Raw genomic sequence first — 15,874 nt, forward strand, 5'->3', positions numbered from 1 at the left:
CGATTGTTGTTTATGGGTTGCCGGCCCGTCTACCGTACGACGGCATCCGCGACATCCGTGGGGCCGTTGGGTCGATGCGCCCTATCCTGATTGCGGTCCGGTTTAGGCCACCGTCCGTCCCAGCCCGCTTCGCGCAGGCGCCGCATCCCCTCGTCCAGATATAGGCCCACCATGGCCACGCCGTGGGCGTCGTCGCCCGGCACCAAGGCAATCCCCATGGCGCGGGCCTGGTCCAGAATGGCGCGGCTCGGATAGGGCTCGACCGCCCCTTTCCGGAGCGCCGCCACATTGTAGTCCAGCAGCATCCCTCCATCCTTGATCAAGGTCAAGTTGCGCGTGATGCGCGCCTGAACGTCGGGCAATGCCAAATGGCGCTCATAGGAGGGATCGAACAAGCGGATCAGGTCGAAGTGGCCCACCACCGCCGGCCGCAGCCGGCGCAATAAGTCGTACTGGCGATCGAAATAGTGACAGTAGAGACTTTCGATGCCGCCGCACCGCGCAACGGCTTGGCGATAGGCATCGACACTGTAATCGAAGGAGATGTCCGCCACATGGTGCACACTGCCGACCACGTAGTCCGGTCCATAGCGGTCGATCAATCGCAGGGCCAGGTTCAGGGCCCCGGAGGTGGCCTCGGTTTCGAACGCCACCAATATTTCCATGCGATCGGCATAGGCCGACTGCAAGCGCCGCGCTTCGGCCATGTAGCGGTCGAAGCGTCGGGCCATGGCGGCGCTGTCCAGGCCGGCGGCGCGCTCTTCCGGGTAGAGGAAACGGTCATCCACCGGCGGCATGTGCTCGGTCAAGCCGATCCAGGCGTACCCTTGATCCACATAGGCCTGCACCACCTCCTCCAGGCGATCTTGGGCGTGGCAACAGAATTGCCCGCTGTGGCCGCCGTGGGCCGACACCCGCTCGAAGGTCATGTGGTGTACCATCCTCTTCCCTTGTTTCCGTTCGCTGCTTATGGCGGCACCATAGGGGCCTAACCAACGGTTGTCAAATGACCGCCTGCAGCAGTAATATAAACCATAAGAGCCGTGACAAGGGAAAAAGATACAGTCGAGCAGCCTTTCGATGCCCATGGCAGGTCGCGTCACGGCATTGCGCGACCGGTTCGCCAATCAGGCCAAGCGGAGTGAATCTTCATGGCCCACCTTGTTTCCAACGCCGGTTATCATGACTTGGTGCGACGGTTGAACCGCTTTCCCCAGGGGGCTCCGCCCAGCGACACCCTCTTTCCGATTTTGAAAATGCTGTTCAGTGAAAAGGAAGCCGGCTGGGTGTCTCGGCTGCCCATCCGTGTCTTTTCCGCGGAACAGGCGGCCAAACGATGGTCCATTGCGCCGTCGGCCGCGCGCCGTCGCTTGGATGACCTGTGTCGGCGGGGCTTGGTGGTGGATTTTGCCTACCCCGACGGGTTTCGCTACTGCTTGCCGCCACCCATGGCCGGCTTTTTCGAGTTTTCCATGATGCGGCTGCGATCCGATCTGGACCAAAAGGCCTTGGCGGAATTGCTCTACCACTACATCAACGTGGAACACGATTTCGCCGCGGCGCTGTTCGCCCGGGGTGAAATCCAGCTGGGCCGCATCTTCACCAAAGAAGCCTTGCTGGATGACCCCTTGCAGTTGACGGTGCTCGATTTCGAGCGGGCCTCTCATGTGATTCGCACCGCCGGCGCCATCGCCCTGGGTATTTGCTACTGCCGTCACAAAATGGGTCATCTGGGAACAGCCTGCGACGCTCCCCTGGAGCTCTGCCTGACCTTCAATCATGCGGCTGCTTTCCTGATTCGCCACGGCCATGCGCGCCCGATCGAAAGCGTCGAAGCCCTGGATGTGCTGCAACGGGCCAACGCCCATCACCTGGTGCAGTTCGGGGAGAATGTGCGCCGGGAGGTCAACTTCATCTGCAACTGCTGTAAATGTTGTTGCGAAGCCATGCAAGCCGCCCGCCGTTTCGCCCTGATGCACCCGGTGCATGCCGCCCCCTTCGTGCCAAGGGTTGCGCCGGACCTGTGCAGCGGCTGCGGTCTGTGCGCCACCCATTGTCCGGTGGAAGCCATTGCACCGGCCGCCCCGGCTCCAGACCAACCCGTCCGCGCCGGCACGGCCCGGGTCGATGTGCAACGCTGCCTGGGTTGCGGTGTGTGTGCCGGTGTATGTCCCAACGGCGCCATTACCATGGTGGAGGGTCCGCCTCGTGTGCTTACCCCGCGGGACACCGCCCACCGCACAGTGCTCATGGCCATCGAGCGCGGCACCCTGCCCCACATCCTGCTCAACAACGCATCCATTCCCGGCCACCGTTTGCTGGCCGTCATCCTGGATGTCATCTTCCGCCTGCCACCGGTCCAACAACTGTTGGCGGCCCATCAACTGCAATCCCGCTATTTGGAGTGGCTGATCGACCGGTTGCGCTGGCAGCCGCGGCTTTATTGAGTTTGTTGAGTTTATTGTGTTTGTTGGGTTGATGGGGCGCGATCATCGATATCGGAAAAGGAATAAGGGTGAATTTCGGGCCCAATCCGCACGCCGATCCTCCAACCGCTGCACCCCCAAACCGTAGGGGCACGGCACGCCGTGCCCAATAAGGCCCGATCCTTACGGCACGCCGTGCGCGAACAGGTCCCAATTTCCTGCAAGGGCACGGCATGCCGTGCCCCTACGGGTTACAATCGCGCTCCGTGCGGATTGTGTAATGTTTGCCGTCGGTGCGGATCTGAATGGCCCCGCAAAGATCGGTGCGCCAGATGTGGCTGCCGGCCGCGGTCAGTCGTGCGACTACCGGTTCGTGGGGAAACCCGAAACGGTTGCGCCACCCTGTGGCGACGATCCCTTCGGCCGGTGAAACGGCCGCCAAAAAGGCCGGGCTGCTCGAACTGTCGCTGCCGTGGTGCGGGACGAACAAAATGGTGCTTCGCAGACCGTCGGCGCCATGTCGGGCCACCAGTCGGGCTTCGGCCGGTGCGGTGATATCGCCGCTGAACAGAAAGGCGATGTCGCGCCAGGCAACCCGCACCACCAGCGAGTTGCCGTTGCTGTCGCGCCAGCTTTCCGTGGCGGTCCGCTGCCGAAAATCCACCGGTGGTGCCAGGATGTCGAATCGTACGCCGTTGTGTCGGCTGTGGCGCTCGAGCTGCGTGAAAGGGGGGTGGGGGATCTCCCGGTCGGCAATGATGCGCCGCCACTGCCGGTAGCCGCGGGTATCGGCCGGTTCGTGATTGCTCCACACCTCACGTACACGGAAATGGCGCAAGAGGTGCAGAAGGCCGTTGAGGTGGTCGCTGTCGGGATGGGTCAATATCACCAGGTCGATGGTGCGGATTTTCTCGCGCAGCAGCAAGGGCGCCAATATTTGTCGGCCCACATCGAAATAGGTGTTGTCGCTGAATCCGCCGCCGTCCACCATCACGGTGCGGCCGCCGGGCAATTGTAGAAGGTTGGCGCTGCCCTGTCCCACATCCACGGCGGTGATTACCATGCGGTTCTGGCCGAAACGGCGCTGGTGCCAGTAGAGGGCATCCAGCGCCCCGGCCAACAGCACCACCGTCAGCCCTGCCACCCGTACCCGTGGATGTTTCCAGTGCAGGATCACGGCGAAAAAGAGATAAAACAGCATCATCTCCAAAATGGTGGGCGTGACGGTGGTGGCCGCCGCCCACGGCCACCGGGCCACGGCTTCGATCAGCCACAGCCCGGCCTGCAAACCGTGACCCGCCAAATGCCAACACAACTCGGCCGGCAGCGGGCCTAACGGGGCGCAAACAATGCCCAGCAACCCGGCGGGCAAAACCCAAAGACCGACAAGGGGCACTATCGCCAGATTGGTCAGGGGACCGAGCCAAGCCAAATGGTTGAAGTGGTACATCACCAGGGGGGCGGTGCCCAGAATGGCCAGCACCGACACACCGGCCAGGGCGGCCGCCCGCAAGGCCAACCGCTGCCACCACGGCGCGTCGGCGGCAGGAGTCCACCTGGAGAGGATCGGATGCCCCGCCAGAATGGACAGAACCGCCGCAAAGGAGAGTTGAAAAGAGATCAAGACCAAAGATGGCGGTAAGACCACCAGGATGACCAATGCCGCTAGGGCCAGCAAGTTGCGCCAATCGGCGGGCCGACCCAGCCAAAAGGTGGCCAGCATGACCCCCACCATCAGCATGGCACGCTGGGTCGAGGGCGAAAGTCCCGCCAGGACGCCGTAAACCACCATCGGTACCAAAGCCAGCAGCGCCGCCCCGCGCCTGACCCAGCCCTTTTCGCACAGCAACGGCACGCGAACCAGCACGCGGAACCCCAGGCCGAAGGCCGCCGCCGCCACCAGGCCGATGTGCAACCCGGAAATCGCCAGCACGTGGCTGACGCCGGCCTGCTGAAACAGTTGGCGGGCTTCGTCATCCAGGGCATCCCGGTCGCCGATGGTCAAGGCCTTCAACAGCTGGGCGACAACAGGCGGGTGGTTGGCCAATGTCGCCGTCATCCGTTGCCCCAGATCCCGCCGGAAGGCATCCCGGCGCGCCTGCCACCCCGGTGGGGCCGGTCGGTGTTGGATGTGTCGCGCCGCGGTGTTCAGCCTGGCATGTACGCCCTGGAGGGTCATGTAACGTTCATAATTGAACCCGCCTGGATTGCGGAAACTGCGGATGGTCCGCAGATGTCCGATCACCACCACTTGGTCGCCGCGGGTCAGTTGGCGCAAGGCCCCCCGGGCGGTCACCTGGATGCGACCCCGGGCCGCCACCTGCCGTGTGCCTTGCATCAAACGGTCCACATCCAAAGTGAACCGCTGCCAATGGTCGAAGTTGCGCGGTGTGTCGGCCACGCGCCCGGCCACCTGCCATTTGCCTTGATTGGTGTACAGACCCACATGGCCGGGGGGCATATCCGCCCGCAGCCATGGCTGAATGGAAAGGTAGCCTGCAGCGGCGCAAAGCAGCATGGGCATGGCCAGTAGAGCGCGCCGGCGCCATGCCCCCCAGCCCGTGGCCAAGGCGGCCGCGATCACTCCCGAAAACGCCGTCCAGAAGTGACCTGGAAAATGCAATCCTGCGGTGATCCCCGCCATGACGGCCAAAACGGTGGGAATAAGGGGGCGCACAAAGAAAGGTCCTGTGGACGCTTGCGAACAGTGTTCTTGAAGAGCGATCATGTCATCGGTTTCCACCGTCGTTACAATGTTCGGGCGCCATGGGTCGCGACGGGTAATGGGCGGAACAGAACAGTGGAAATGAAGCAAGGGGGAATGGGAGCAGCGCTATGCCAAGGCGCGGTGCGATTTTTAGAGCAGCAAGGCACTTTTGTCAAATTCGGTGCTGTGCGTTTTGCCGATGGACTTGATTTGTACATGCGATTGCCCTTTGATGGGTCACTCCCCGTATTGACATCCACCGCCCATTGCGATTAAAAATAAAATTTTTAAAATCTTGGTGGTCCTCTGATAAGTGACCGCATCCGGATAGCCGACCGAAGGGGTTTACTGAAAAGACCCTATGGTCGCCACATGCATCGCGCGGACGCGCTCCGGGGAGCCGTCGATGTTGAAGAAAGGAATTGTTGCCATGCCGATCTACGAATTCAAATGTTTGCAGTGCGGTGAATATAAAGAGGTGCTGATCATGGGCGAAAAGGACGAGCAGGCGTCCATGAAATGTGAAAAGTGCGGGAGCGAAGCGTTGGAGCGCATTCTCAGCAGCACCAATTTCAGTGTGGGCGGCGGTGGTTGCCGCGCTGCCAACCCGCCACCCGTGGAATCCCGTTCCTGTTCCAGCGGTTCATGCACCACTTGGAATCTGCCCGGACATTCGCAATAGTGCGCAAAGCGCTCCTGAGCGATAAGCCCATGCCTTCACAGAACATCATTCACAAGCAGGACAAAGAACAGTTCATCAAGCTGTTCAAGCAGGACTGCATCGATCGTTTCGATGATCGGCTGGCCGTGCTGGAGGTGTTTCTGGGCAGCGAACACCACGTCACGGTGCCGGAATTGGGCACCCTGGTGCGCGACAAAGGCCATGATCTGGACGATGCCTTCATACGTGAAACCCTGGAGCTGATGTGCCGCTATGGTTTCGCCCTGGCCAACCGCTTCGACAACGGCAAGGTGCGATACGAGCATCGGCATCTGGGACATCACCACGACCACTTGATTTGCACCAAATGTAAGAAAATCATCGAATTCGAAGACCCGGCGATGGAGCAGCGCCAGATGCAGATCGCGAATCAATATGGTTTTCATATGCTACAGCACAAAATGGAGCTTTACGGGATTTGCAGCGAGTGCCTCGCACGGCGCGATCCGGTGATGACCCTGGATGCGGCACGCTCGGGTGAAAAGCTGCGGGCCGTCGGTTTCGGCGGAGGCGCCCGAGCCCGGTTGCGTTTGCTGACCATGGGGTTGCGGGTCAACGACACACTGGAGGTCATTACCAACATTCATGGCGGGCAGGTGGTAATCGCCGTGGGCAACAACCGGCTGGTGCTGGGTCAGGGGTTGGCCCAGAAGATCCGTGTCGCTCCCATCGCCGACGCCTGTGAGGCGGCGGTGTCAGGAAAAAAAATGCCGGGAGGGCGTTCATGACAAGCGCGTTGCCGCTGAGCGTCGATCTTTCGGGTCGGGTGAGACAACGTCGCCGGCGACTTTGGCAGGCGATGGCCATCGCCTTGTCGGCCCTGTTTTTCTTTGCAGGTATGGCGCAAGCCGCCGAGCGGTTGGCGGTCTCCGCCGACATTGCCAATATCCGTTCCGGTCCCGGCGTCGGTAAAGACCTGTTGTGGCAGGTGGAAAAATATCATCCGGTGCTGGTGGTGGAAAGGCGTGACGGTTGGGTGCGGTTCAAGGATTTCGAAGGAGACGAGGGGTGGATCAGTGCCGCTTTGTTGGATGACACCCCTTCGGTGATCGTCAAGGTGAACCGCTGCAACGTGCGCGGCGGCCCGGGCACGGCGCATCCGGTGCGTTTCACCGCGGAACGCGGCATTCCCTTCAAGGTCCTGGGCACGCAGGGCGATTGGATTGAGGTGGTCCATGCCGACGGCGACCGCGGTTGGGTGTTGAACACACTGATATGGTAGGATGGCGAAGATGGACATCTACGACAAACTGCCCGCCGGCCGACAGCAGGTAACGGGGGTCGGTTCGGCCCTGGTGGACATTCTGGCGCGGGCGGACGACGCCTTCCTGGAGCAGGTCGGCGCCCTCAAGGGGGGCATGACCTATGTGGACATCAATTTCATCAATGCCACGCTGGCCAAGATACCCGCCCCGCCCCAAGTGGTGCCGGGAGGATCGGCTTGCAACACCGTGGTGGGCATCAGCCGGCTGGGCGGGCGCGCCTGTTTCATCGGCAAGTGCGGCAACGGTGCCATGGGGCGTCTCTTCTGTGACGACCTGGAGAAACAAGGGGTGCGGGCCGGCTTGCTGCGCACCGATGCGCCCACCGGCCGCGTGCTGTCCATTATCACACCCGACGCCCAGCGTTCCATGTTCACCTTTCTGGGTGCTTCGGCCGCAACGGCGCCCCACGAAATCGTGCCGGAGCAATTTGCCGACAGCGCCATTGTCCACATCGAGGGCTACCTGCTGTTCAACCGTGACCTGATGATGGCCACCCTGGCGGCGGCCCGAGCGGCCGGCGCCTTGATCTCCCTCGATCTGGCCAGTTTCAACGTGGTGGCCGAAGCAAGGGATGTGCTGCCCGACCTGGTGGCCCGCTATGTGGACATCCTGCTGGCCAACGAAGACGAAGCCGAAGCGTTCACCGGCACCCGCGATCCCGCCCGGGCCATGCAAGACCTGTCGCGGCACGTGGATTTGGCGGTGCTCAAAAGGGGTGCCCGGGGCAGCTTGATCGCTCATCGCAACGAAGTGCTGCGTGTGGCCGCCGCCGGCAACGGCGATGCCGTGGACACCACCGGCGCCGGCGATCTTTATGCCGCCGGCCTGCTGCACGGTCTGGTGCGCCGCATGCCCCTGGTGCAATGCGGCGCTCTGGCCGCCGCCTGTGGCTACGAGGTGTGTCAGGTGGTGGGCGCCGGCATTCCCGATAATCGCTGGCAGGTGATTCAACGCCAAATGGAGGTATGATGGCCAAGAAACGCGTGACCCGTAAACAATTGCTCAAGGAGCCGGACGAATTCATCACTTTTACCGGCCGGATGATTCAGTGGGGCCGTGACAACACCCGCTCTTTGGTCTACGGCGCCTGTGCCGTCGTGGCCGTGTTGGTACTGATTGCGGCCATGGGATACTACAAGGATCGGCAGGAACGGGCCTCCGCCGCTTTGATGGGTCGGATCCTCAGCGCTTACCAACAGGGGCAAGCCGATGATACCGACCCGGCCTTGTTGCTGTCGATGGTGCGTCCCGATTTGGAGCAGCTGGTCGATCAATATCGTCGTTACCCGGCCGGCCGTCAGGCCAAACTGCTCCTTGGGCACCTCTATCTCAACGCCGGTGACGCGGACAACGCCATCACTTACTATCGCAAAGCCTTGGCCGATTTCGGCAAAGACCCTTCCCTGCGTCCGGTGATTCTCAACGGATTGGCCGAAGCTTATGCACTTAAAGGGGATAGGGCGGGCGCCATCACCCAATATGAACAGATCGCCGCCGGTGGAAAACGGCTGCTGGTGGACACGGCCCTGTTTCATCTGGGGCGTTTATATCGTGAAGGCGGACAGATCGAAAAAAGCCGGCAGGCCTTGGAACGGCTCAGCACCGACTTTCCCGATTCCATGTACGCCGACATGGCGCGCGAGCAAACGGCCGGTTAGGGCTCACCGCGACAACGAAGGGCTCGTGCGCCGAAGCCGATGTGCGGACCTCAACGGTTCTCCGCCGCCTCGGCAACATCGATGCCGTACTTTTTGAGCTTCTGGTTCAGGCCGCTTTTGCCGATACCCAACAGGTTGGCGGCGTGGGCCTGCACGAAATCGGCCTTGCGCAGGGCGCGCAGGATCATCTCTTTTTCCACGAAGGCCAAGGTCTCATAGAGGGTCGCCTGAACGGGCAGATCGTCCAGCTTGAGGACGCTGTCCTTATAGATATTCTGCTTGAAATCCTTGGGCAGGTCCTCCGCTTTGATGGTGTCGCCGGAGCACATGACCATGGCCCGTTCGATCACATTCTCCAGCTCGCGCACATTGCCCGGCCAACCATACTCATGGAAAAGTCGCTCCACCTCTTTGTCCACATGACGGACCGGGATGTCCCCGTAGCGCTCATCGGCATATTTGGCGATGAAGTGGGCGATCAGCGGCCGCAAGTCCTCCAGCCGCTCCCGCAGCGGGGGTAAAACGACGGGCACCACATTGAGACGGTAGAACAGATCTTCACGAAAGGTGCCCCGCCCCACTTCCTCTTTCAGCGATTTATTGGTGGCCGCAATCAGACGGAAATTGACCGTTATGGGGCGCATGCCGCCGACCCGTTCGAACACTTTCTCTTGCAGCACCCGCAGCAGTTTGACCTGCAAGGCAGGTGACAACTCGCCGATTTCGTCCAGGAACAGCGTCCCCTGGTCGGCCAGTTCGAAGCGCCCCTTGCGCATGGACACCGCACCGGTGAAGGCCCCTTTTTCATGGCCGAACAGCTCGCTTTCCAGCAGGCTTTCGGCCAGGGCGGCACAGTTGACCGCCACAAAAGGTTGGTTGCGGCGTGGGCTGTTGAAATGGATGGCCCTGGCCACCAGCTCTTTGCCCGTACCGCTGGCGCCTTCGATGAGCACCGTGGCGGACGCCGGCGCCACCTTGCGGATGGTGTCGAAAACATCCTGCATGGGTTTGCTTTTGCCGATCAGATTGCCGAAGCTGTAGCGCGAGGCCACGGCGCTGCGCAGCCGGCGGTTCTCCTTGACCACCCGGTACATGGCCACGGCCTGGGCCACATAGAGAATCAACTGCTCGTTGTCGAAAGGTTTGAGGATGTAGTTGTAGGCCCCCTTCTGCATCGCCTCCACGGCCTTTTCCACCGTGCCGTAGGCAGTCATCATGATCACCGGCAGTTCGGGATCGCTCTGCTTGATGCGTTGCAGCAGCTCGATACCGTCCATCTTGGGCATCTTCATGTCGGTGAGCACCAAATCCACATCCGACTCGGCCAATACGGCCAACGCCTCCGGGCCGCTGTTGGCCGAAAGGGTTTCGTACCCTTCTTCCTGGAGGACCGCAGAGAGAATCAGCGGGTAATTTTTTTCGTCATCGACGATTAAAATGGTATCCATCAAGCACTTTCCTGAAATAGGGGCAACCGGACGGAAACGCGTGCGCCGCCCTCCGCCCGGTTGTCAATCCGGACCCCGCCCTGGTGGGCCTCGACGATGTTACGCACGATGCCCAAGCCCAAACCGGTGCCTTTGTCCTTGGTGGTGAAAAAGGGATCCCAGATCTTTTCCATGGCCTCTGGCGCAATCCCTTCGCCCTGGTCTTCGACCGCGACCCACAAACTCCCGTTGGCGGCCTTGGCCCGCACCGTGATATTGCCGCCGTCGGGCATGGATTGCATGGCATTGAGAAAAATATTCAGAAAGGCTTGGTACAGCATATCTGCGTCGGCCTGGATGATGGGCAAGGCGCCTTCGAAGCGGGTGTTCATTATGAATCCGCCGGCATCGGCCTGGGAGGCCAGGTGGCGGACGGTTTTGTCGATCACATCCTCGATGCGGCAGGCATAGTTGTTGGGCGTCTTGGGTTTGGCATAGTTGAGAAAATCGGTGATGATGTTGTTGAGTCGGGCGGACTCCTCGATGATGATGGCCGGCAAGCGGTGCAGCGGGTCGTCGTCAGCGGTCTTTTTTTGCAGCAGTTCCGCTGAGCTGCTGATGATGCCCAGGGGGTTGCGGATCTCGTGGGAAACACCAGCCACCATTTCGCCAAGGGAGGAAAGGTGTTTGGCACGACTGAGTTGCTCTTTGAGTTTGAGCTGCTCCCTGGCCCGTTTTTGAATAATGCCCTCTCCCCGCTTGACCACGACAATCATGGTGAGAAACAGCAGCAGCATCACACTGCTGATGGTCAGCAAGGTCAACACCTGGAAGCGGAAGATGCTTTTATAGTCGTCCGACAGATCCTGCACGATTTCCACCACTCCCAGCACCGGGCCGGCCAGCATGCTCAAGGGTTGTTCCGCCCGCAAGGGTGCGAAGGTGATGATTTTGATCTCTTTGGGCACCCCTAGGAAGAGCTCCCATAGACCACCGGTTTGGACCAGTTTGGAAGAGGAGTGGCCTTCCAGGGCGTTTTGAAAAGTGGCGCCGCCCAGGTTTTCCATGCCCACCAGCTCCTTGGAGAAACTGTAGGCGATCACGTCGCGCACACCGTAGATGTTGACCATGTCCACATTGAAGCTGTGCAAGGTGCTGCGAACCACCCGGTCCATCAGGTCGAACTGCTCGGCGTTGCTCAGCTCGATCTTGCCGAATTGCAACCCCACCGGCAAAATGAACTGCATGAACACCTGATGATTGAGATTGTCGATGAGCAGCAAGGCGTATTCTTCGCTTTTGCTTAACTGCATGGAGCGGATCCAGTGGGTGTTGAGCAGGGACAGCACGGTGGTACCGATGAATATCAACACCAGGCTGGACAGGGAAAAATATTTGACCAGCCGGAACGGCTTGGCGGGTTCGGAAACGGTCTGGGAGCGCATCAGGGCACCGTTGAACTGTTCTCGGATTCGATCCGGGCGTTGGCCTTCCGCCGGGCGACTTGCCGTTGACGCCCGCTGTCGGGGGTGTCGGATTATTGACCGCGGCCGCACACCATCATTATACAAATATATACACTCGACATCGTTGCAATTTAAAGCAGTTGCCGTGGGAAACGGCCGTTGCCGCCATTGGCGCTTCAATATGTAGATCGTGCCTGCTAATCATGGCGCAACATGTGGTGGCCGACCTTTCGCTGTCCCATTTGTCCATCAGCCATAACACGTGTCGAAGGATTACGCCTGATATTTATCCGTGATCGTCGTCCCCCGTCAATGCCACCACTTGTTGAAACAATGCCGGCGCCCATGCCAGGCTTCATCGGCGAGAAGGCGCAATGGCTGCTGGTGCTGTTCCGACGCCTGGCGCCAATGTCACTATAGCTTTTAAATACGATCGGTTAGGGTTGTTGCCCGGCTGTGGCAACAGGCCGGGGCCGCAACCCGACGGCCATCGAATATATGCAGGGTTTTTGGCCGTTCAATTCTGTTGACCCCAAAAAAACCAATTCGGCCTAAAGTTTGCAATAGTTTCGGGCGATGCCAATAGCAACGGGCAAGGGGACCGAAGCTTCCTAGTAAGCGCCCGACAATCGAAAACATTTTAACCCATCCCCAATAGGGACACAACATGTTGATGTGTAGGGAAAAGCACCACAAGATGATCTAACTTCGCAAAATTATATGCTAATTATGTATAAATATGCTTGACAGAGGGCAATGTGTTCATGAAAATGGCACCAGCTAAACCAAGGCGGCTTCCAGAGAGGATGATGATCCAAGGTCCACCAACCTTTACTACCGCATTGTGGATGGGCAGACCATTGAAAACAACAGCAGTCACCAATTCTTTGAAAGCCGTGCGTGAATCTCTTCTGATGAGCAAAGCCGAACTTGCCCGCGAAGCCCATGTTTCACCTATTACCATCACCCGCATCGAACAGGGAAAACCGTGCCGCATGGAAACCAAGCGCAAGATCCTGTTGGCGCTGGGGTACAACCTGGCGGATGCCAAAAAAATCTTCGGCGAATGAGAGTGGCCTATGTTTGGAAGTAAAACGCGACTTGTGGGACTCGATATCGGCTCCAAGACCATTAAAGCAGCCGAGGTCATCGACGGGAAAAAAGGATATACGCTTTCCAAGTTCGGCTTGGCGGACATTCCCGCCGGAATGATCGAAGATGGTGCCATCAAGGATCCCGAGGGGGTCGCCGAAACCATCCGCGGCCTGTTCAAAACCTACGGCATTAAGAATCACCGGGTGGCCCTTTCCATCGGCGGCTATTCGGTGATCGTTAAAAAGATCAGCGTCCAGACCGCCTCCGAGGAGCAGCTGCAGGACACCATCCAATTCGAAGCCGAACAGTACATTCCCTTCGATATCAACGATGTGAATCTCGACTTCCAGATCCTGGGCGAAAACGAGAACAACCCCAACCAGATGAACGTTCTCCTGGTGGCCGCCAAAAAGGAGATGGTCAACGATTATGTCCATCTGGCCGAAATGGCGGGTCTGGAGCCGCGGGTTATCGACGTGGATGCCTTCGCCCTGCAGAATGTGTTTGAAATCAATTACGAGCCGACTCCCGACGAGAACGTCGCCCTGATCGACATCGGCGCCAGCAAAACCTCCCTGAACATACTGAAGGGGGACGTTTCCGTATTCATGCGGGATGTCTCCCTGGGGTGCGGTCAGATCAACCAGAAGATCGCCGCCATGGTCGACTGCTCGCTGGAGGAGGCGGAAGCCATCAAATTCGGCGACGGCGGGGATCGGATTTCCGCCGAAGATCTTTCGGACATCATTTCGTCGGTGGTGACCGATTGGTGCACGGAGATCCGGCGCGCCCTGGATTTCTTTTACTCCACCTATCCGGACGACCAAATCAAGAAGATCGTTCTCGGCGGTGGCGGCGGCAATATCCAGGAGCTGCGCCAGCTCCTGGCGGTCGAGACGTCGGCGGAAGTGCAAACCATCAATCCGTTCCAACGCTTTTTCCTGGACAGTGACCGGTTCGACACCGATTATCTGGAAAAAATCGCCCCCCAAGCATCCATTTGCATGGGGTTGGCCACCCGCAGAGTGGATGACAAATGATACGCATCAATCTACTTCCCTATCGCGCGGCGCGCAAAAAAGAGAACGTCCGCTTCCAGCTCAACATCTTCATCGGATCGGTGGTGCTGCTTCTGCTGCTGATCTACCTATACAACAACCACCTCAACGGGCGCATCCAAAACCTCAACGCGGACATCAGCAGCACCCGCGCCCAGGTGGCCAAGTACCAGGAGATCAACAAGGAGATCGCCGAAATAAAGCGCAACCTGGAGGTGCTGGACAAGAAGATCAAGGTGATCGAGTCCCTGGAGCGGGACCGCCGCGCGCCGGTGCACAACATGGACAGCCTCTACCAGCTGCTGGTGGAAAAGCGCATGTGGTACACCCAGATCGAAGAACGGGGGGAAACGATGCGGGTCAGCGGCATTGCCATGGACAACCAGACGGTGGCCGACTATATGACCCGCCTGGAGCGCTCGGACCGTTTCCAGAACATCCAGTTGGCCGCCGTCCGGCAGTACACCCTGAGGGGCCAGGAAGGGCTGAGTCTCAAACAGTTTGATGTCAACTTCCAGAAAAGGCCGATCGATCCGGATGCGGCCGAAGCGAGCAAGCAATGAAAAAAGGCGACTCTTCCACCGGCGCCCTGGCGCCCATGATGGCACAGATCGAAGGGCTGACCAAGCCCCAGCGCATCGGCATCTATGTGGGTGTGCTGGTGGTGATTGTGGGGCTCTCCATCTGGCTGCTGCTCTGGCCCAAACACCAGGATATCGACCGGCTGCAGAAGCAGTTGGCCGCCGTCGAAAAAGAATTGGCCACCGCCAAGAAAAACGCGGCGGAGCTCAGCGATTGGCGCGCCCGGATGCAACAAAAGGAGGCGGAGTATCGCCAAGTGATGCTGGCGTTGCCGGAAAGCCAGGAGATTCCTTCCCTGCTGGCCGGTGTTTCCGAAGCGGGCAAGGATGCGGGTCTGGAGTTTCTCCTTTTCCAACCCAAAGCGGAAAACCGCAAGGACTTTTACGCCGAGATTCCGGTGGACATCGTGGTCAGCGGCTCCTATCACCAAGTGGCCCTCTTTTTCGACAAAGTGGCCAACTTGCCGCGCATCGTCAACATCCGCGATATCAAACTGGCTCCCCAGAGTCGAGACGATGACGGCGGCGTGCTGAACACCGCCTGCCAGGCGGTGACTTACAAGTTTATCGAAGCGGCCCCGCAACCAGCCGGCGGTCGGCAGCCGGCAGGACAACGAAGAAGGTAGGTGACGGCAGACATGAAGAGGCATCCTAATCTTTATCTTTTGCTGATTTTGTTTTGGCTGGTGCTGCTCACCGGCCTGATTGCCTGCGGTGAGGAACCGCCGCCCCCGGTCCAGCAACCGGCTACGGTGAGCAAGAAGATCGATGCGGAATCGCCAACGCCGCCGGCCGCGGTTCCGGCAACGGAGCCGGCAACACCGGCGGCCCCTTCGGCTCCGGCGGCAAGTGAGCAAGCCGCCATGGACGCGGCGGATGGGGATACGCCGGCTGAAGCGGCATCGCCCGAATCAGGCATTGCGGTGTCACCCGAAGGCGTGGACACGGTGCAAGCGGGTGAATCGGTTGCACAAGCGGAGGAGTCGCCACCGCAGGAGATATCCGACAGCAGCGATGCCGCACTGGCCAGCGAAATCGCAACCGCCGAGCCCTCGGATCTGGTTCGCGAATCGTTGCAGATGGCCGTCACCTATGACCCAACCGGTCGCTTCGATCCCTTCGAACCGCTGTTCAGGTCGGAACCTGAATCGAGCACCGAAACCGAACAGACCGCCTCCCAGCGTCGGGAACGGCGGGTGCCTCAGACGCCCCTGGAGCGGGTGGCCCTCAGCCAGTTGAAGGTGACGGCCATCATCCGGGCCGAAACCGGCAACCGCGCCCTTGTGGAGGATGGGACCGGCAAAGGTTATGTGGTGACCAAAGGGACCTATATGGGACTCAATGCCGGCCGGGTGATTGAGATCGATGCCGGTCGCATCGTGGTCGAGGAAGAGATAGAAAACGTCATGGGAGAGCTTAGAATCCAGCTTGCCGAGTTGAAACTTCAGAAACCCCCTGGAGAGTTTTAAT

15 protein-coding genes are annotated in these 15,874 nt (G+C 59.8%); 11 read left to right on the forward strand and 4 right to left on the reverse strand.

What is annotated here, in order from left to right:
- Nucleotides 1-29: 29 nt before the first annotated feature.
- Entirely contained in the window at nucleotides 30-941 is a 912-nt protein-coding gene (locus MRX98_RS15890; RefSeq protein WP_246911908.1) for a histidinol-phosphatase, read from the reverse strand.
- 210 nt (nucleotides 942-1,151) lie between these two features.
- On the opposite strand from MRX98_RS15890, the gene MRX98_RS15895 reads away from it, so the two are divergent.
- Nucleotides 1,152-2,447 carry a 4Fe-4S dicluster domain-containing protein gene (locus MRX98_RS15895; protein WP_246911926.1) on the forward strand — a complete coding sequence of 432 codons (1,296 nt, stop codon included), beginning with the start codon at nucleotides 1,152-1,154 and terminating at the stop codon, nucleotides 2,445-2,447.
- Between the two features lie 223 nt (nucleotides 2,448-2,670).
- On the opposite strand, the gene MRX98_RS15900 is transcribed toward MRX98_RS15895, so the two are convergent.
- On the reverse strand, nucleotides 2,671-5,103 hold the full coding sequence (locus tag MRX98_RS15900; RefSeq protein WP_246911928.1) for a DNA internalization-related competence protein ComEC/Rec2: 2,433 nt from the start codon (nucleotides 5,101-5,103) through the stop codon (nucleotides 2,671-2,673).
- A 460-nt stretch (nucleotides 5,104-5,563) separates the two neighbouring features.
- Between MRX98_RS15900 and MRX98_RS15905 the strand changes: the two genes are divergently transcribed.
- From MRX98_RS15905 to MRX98_RS15925, 5 genes are read left to right on the forward strand one after another with little or no spacing between them, the layout of a single operon-like run.
- Complete coding sequence (locus tag MRX98_RS15905) at nucleotides 5,564-5,815, forward strand: FmdB family zinc ribbon protein (protein WP_246911930.1); 252 nt, start codon at nucleotides 5,564-5,566, stop codon at nucleotides 5,813-5,815.
- 29 nt (nucleotides 5,816-5,844) lie between these two features.
- Nucleotides 5,845-6,582, forward strand: coding sequence for a transcriptional repressor (locus MRX98_RS15910; RefSeq protein WP_246911933.1), 738 nt, complete (start codon nucleotides 5,845-5,847; stop codon nucleotides 6,580-6,582).
- A complete protein-coding gene (locus MRX98_RS15915; protein WP_246911944.1) occupies nucleotides 6,579-7,076 on the forward strand; it encodes an SH3 domain-containing protein in 498 nt (165 codons plus the stop codon). The genes MRX98_RS15910 and MRX98_RS15915 overlap by 4 nt, the downstream gene beginning before the upstream one ends.
- A 10-nt stretch (nucleotides 7,077-7,086) precedes the next feature.
- Nucleotides 7,087-8,088, forward strand: a complete 1,002-nt coding sequence (locus tag MRX98_RS15920; protein WP_246911946.1) for an adenosine kinase — start codon at nucleotides 7,087-7,089, stop codon at nucleotides 8,086-8,088.
- A complete protein-coding gene (locus MRX98_RS15925) occupies nucleotides 8,088-8,777 on the forward strand; it encodes a tetratricopeptide repeat protein (protein WP_246911948.1) in 690 nt (229 codons plus the stop codon). Before MRX98_RS15920 ends, MRX98_RS15925 begins: the two co-directional genes overlap by 1 nt.
- Before the next feature lie 50 nt (nucleotides 8,778-8,827).
- On the opposite strand, the gene MRX98_RS15930 is transcribed toward MRX98_RS15925, so the two are convergent.
- The gene (locus tag MRX98_RS15930; RefSeq protein WP_246911950.1) at nucleotides 8,828-10,225 is read right to left on the reverse strand and encodes a sigma-54-dependent transcriptional regulator; all 1,398 of its coding nucleotides are present in this window, start codon (nucleotides 10,223-10,225) and stop codon (nucleotides 8,828-8,830) included.
- Nucleotides 10,225-11,649, reverse strand: coding sequence for a sensor histidine kinase (locus MRX98_RS15935; RefSeq protein WP_246911975.1), 1,425 nt, complete (start codon nucleotides 11,647-11,649; stop codon nucleotides 10,225-10,227). The genes MRX98_RS15930 and MRX98_RS15935 overlap by 1 nt, the downstream gene beginning before the upstream one ends.
- Nucleotides 11,650-12,434: 785 nt before the next feature.
- Here MRX98_RS15935 and MRX98_RS15940 point away from each other — a divergent pair.
- From MRX98_RS15940 to MRX98_RS15960, 5 genes are read left to right on the forward strand one after another with little or no spacing between them, the layout of a single operon-like run.
- Nucleotides 12,435-12,740 carry a helix-turn-helix transcriptional regulator gene (locus MRX98_RS15940; RefSeq protein ID WP_246911978.1) on the forward strand — a complete coding sequence of 102 codons (306 nt, stop codon included), beginning with the start codon at nucleotides 12,435-12,437 and terminating at the stop codon, nucleotides 12,738-12,740.
- Nucleotides 12,741-12,749: 9 nt separating this feature from the next.
- Nucleotides 12,750-13,805: a type IV pilus biogenesis protein PilM gene (gene pilM / locus MRX98_RS15945; protein WP_246911980.1), complete on the forward strand. Its 1,056-nt coding sequence runs from the start codon at nucleotides 12,750-12,752 to the stop codon at nucleotides 13,803-13,805.
- A complete protein-coding gene (locus MRX98_RS15950) occupies nucleotides 13,802-14,386 on the forward strand; it encodes a PilN domain-containing protein (protein ID WP_246911983.1) in 585 nt (194 codons plus the stop codon). The genes pilM and MRX98_RS15950 overlap by 4 nt, the downstream gene beginning before the upstream one ends.
- Nucleotides 14,383-15,030 carry a type IV pilus inner membrane component PilO gene (locus tag MRX98_RS15955; protein ID WP_246911986.1) on the forward strand — a complete coding sequence of 216 codons (648 nt, stop codon included), beginning with the start codon at nucleotides 14,383-14,385 and terminating at the stop codon, nucleotides 15,028-15,030. Before MRX98_RS15950 ends, MRX98_RS15955 begins: the two co-directional genes overlap by 4 nt.
- A 12-nt stretch (nucleotides 15,031-15,042) precedes the next feature.
- Nucleotides 15,043-15,873: a pilus assembly protein PilP gene (locus MRX98_RS15960; protein WP_246911989.1), complete on the forward strand. Its 831-nt coding sequence runs from the start codon at nucleotides 15,043-15,045 to the stop codon at nucleotides 15,871-15,873.
- The last annotated feature ends 1 nt before the right edge of the window (nucleotide 15,874 follow it).

This window comes from Desulfatitalea alkaliphila, assembly GCF_022968795.1.
GTDB classification, from domain to species: domain Bacteria; phylum Desulfobacterota; class Desulfobacteria; order Desulfobacterales; family Desulfosarcinaceae; genus Desulfatitalea; species Desulfatitalea alkaliphila.

Coding starts and splice junctions, on each gene's coding strand:
- pilM (WP_246911980.1), top strand. CDS start 12,750: ATGTTTGGAAGTAAAACGCGACTTGTGGGACTCGATATCGGCTCCAAG.
- MRX98_RS15925 (WP_246911948.1), top strand. CDS start 8,088: ATGGCCAAGAAACGCGTGACCCGTAAACAATTGCTCAAGGAGCCGGAC.
- MRX98_RS15960 (WP_246911989.1), top strand. CDS start 15,043: ATGAAGAGGCATCCTAATCTTTATCTTTTGCTGATTTTGTTTTGGCTG.
- MRX98_RS15930 (WP_246911950.1), bottom strand. CDS start 10,225: ATGGATACCATTTTAATCGTCGATGACGAAAAAAATTACCCGCTGATT.
- MRX98_RS15895 (WP_246911926.1), top strand. CDS start 1,152: ATGGCCCACCTTGTTTCCAACGCCGGTTATCATGACTTGGTGCGACGG.
- MRX98_RS15935 (WP_246911975.1), bottom strand. CDS start 11,649: ATGCGCTCCCAGACCGTTTCCGAACCCGCCAAGCCGTTCCGGCTGGTC.
- MRX98_RS15940 (WP_246911978.1), top strand. CDS start 12,435: ATGAAAATGGCACCAGCTAAACCAAGGCGGCTTCCAGAGAGGATGATG.
- MRX98_RS15890 (WP_246911908.1), bottom strand. CDS start 941: ATGGTACACCACATGACCTTCGAGCGGGTGTCGGCCCACGGCGGCCAC.
- MRX98_RS15950 (WP_246911983.1), top strand. CDS start 13,802: ATGATACGCATCAATCTACTTCCCTATCGCGCGGCGCGCAAAAAAGAG.
- MRX98_RS15915 (WP_246911944.1), top strand. CDS start 6,579: ATGACAAGCGCGTTGCCGCTGAGCGTCGATCTTTCGGGTCGGGTGAGA.
- MRX98_RS15920 (WP_246911946.1), top strand. CDS start 7,087: ATGGACATCTACGACAAACTGCCCGCCGGCCGACAGCAGGTAACGGGG.
- MRX98_RS15955 (WP_246911986.1), top strand. CDS start 14,383: ATGAAAAAAGGCGACTCTTCCACCGGCGCCCTGGCGCCCATGATGGCA.
- MRX98_RS15905 (WP_246911930.1), top strand. CDS start 5,564: ATGCCGATCTACGAATTCAAATGTTTGCAGTGCGGTGAATATAAAGAG.
- MRX98_RS15910 (WP_246911933.1), top strand. CDS start 5,845: ATGCCTTCACAGAACATCATTCACAAGCAGGACAAAGAACAGTTCATC.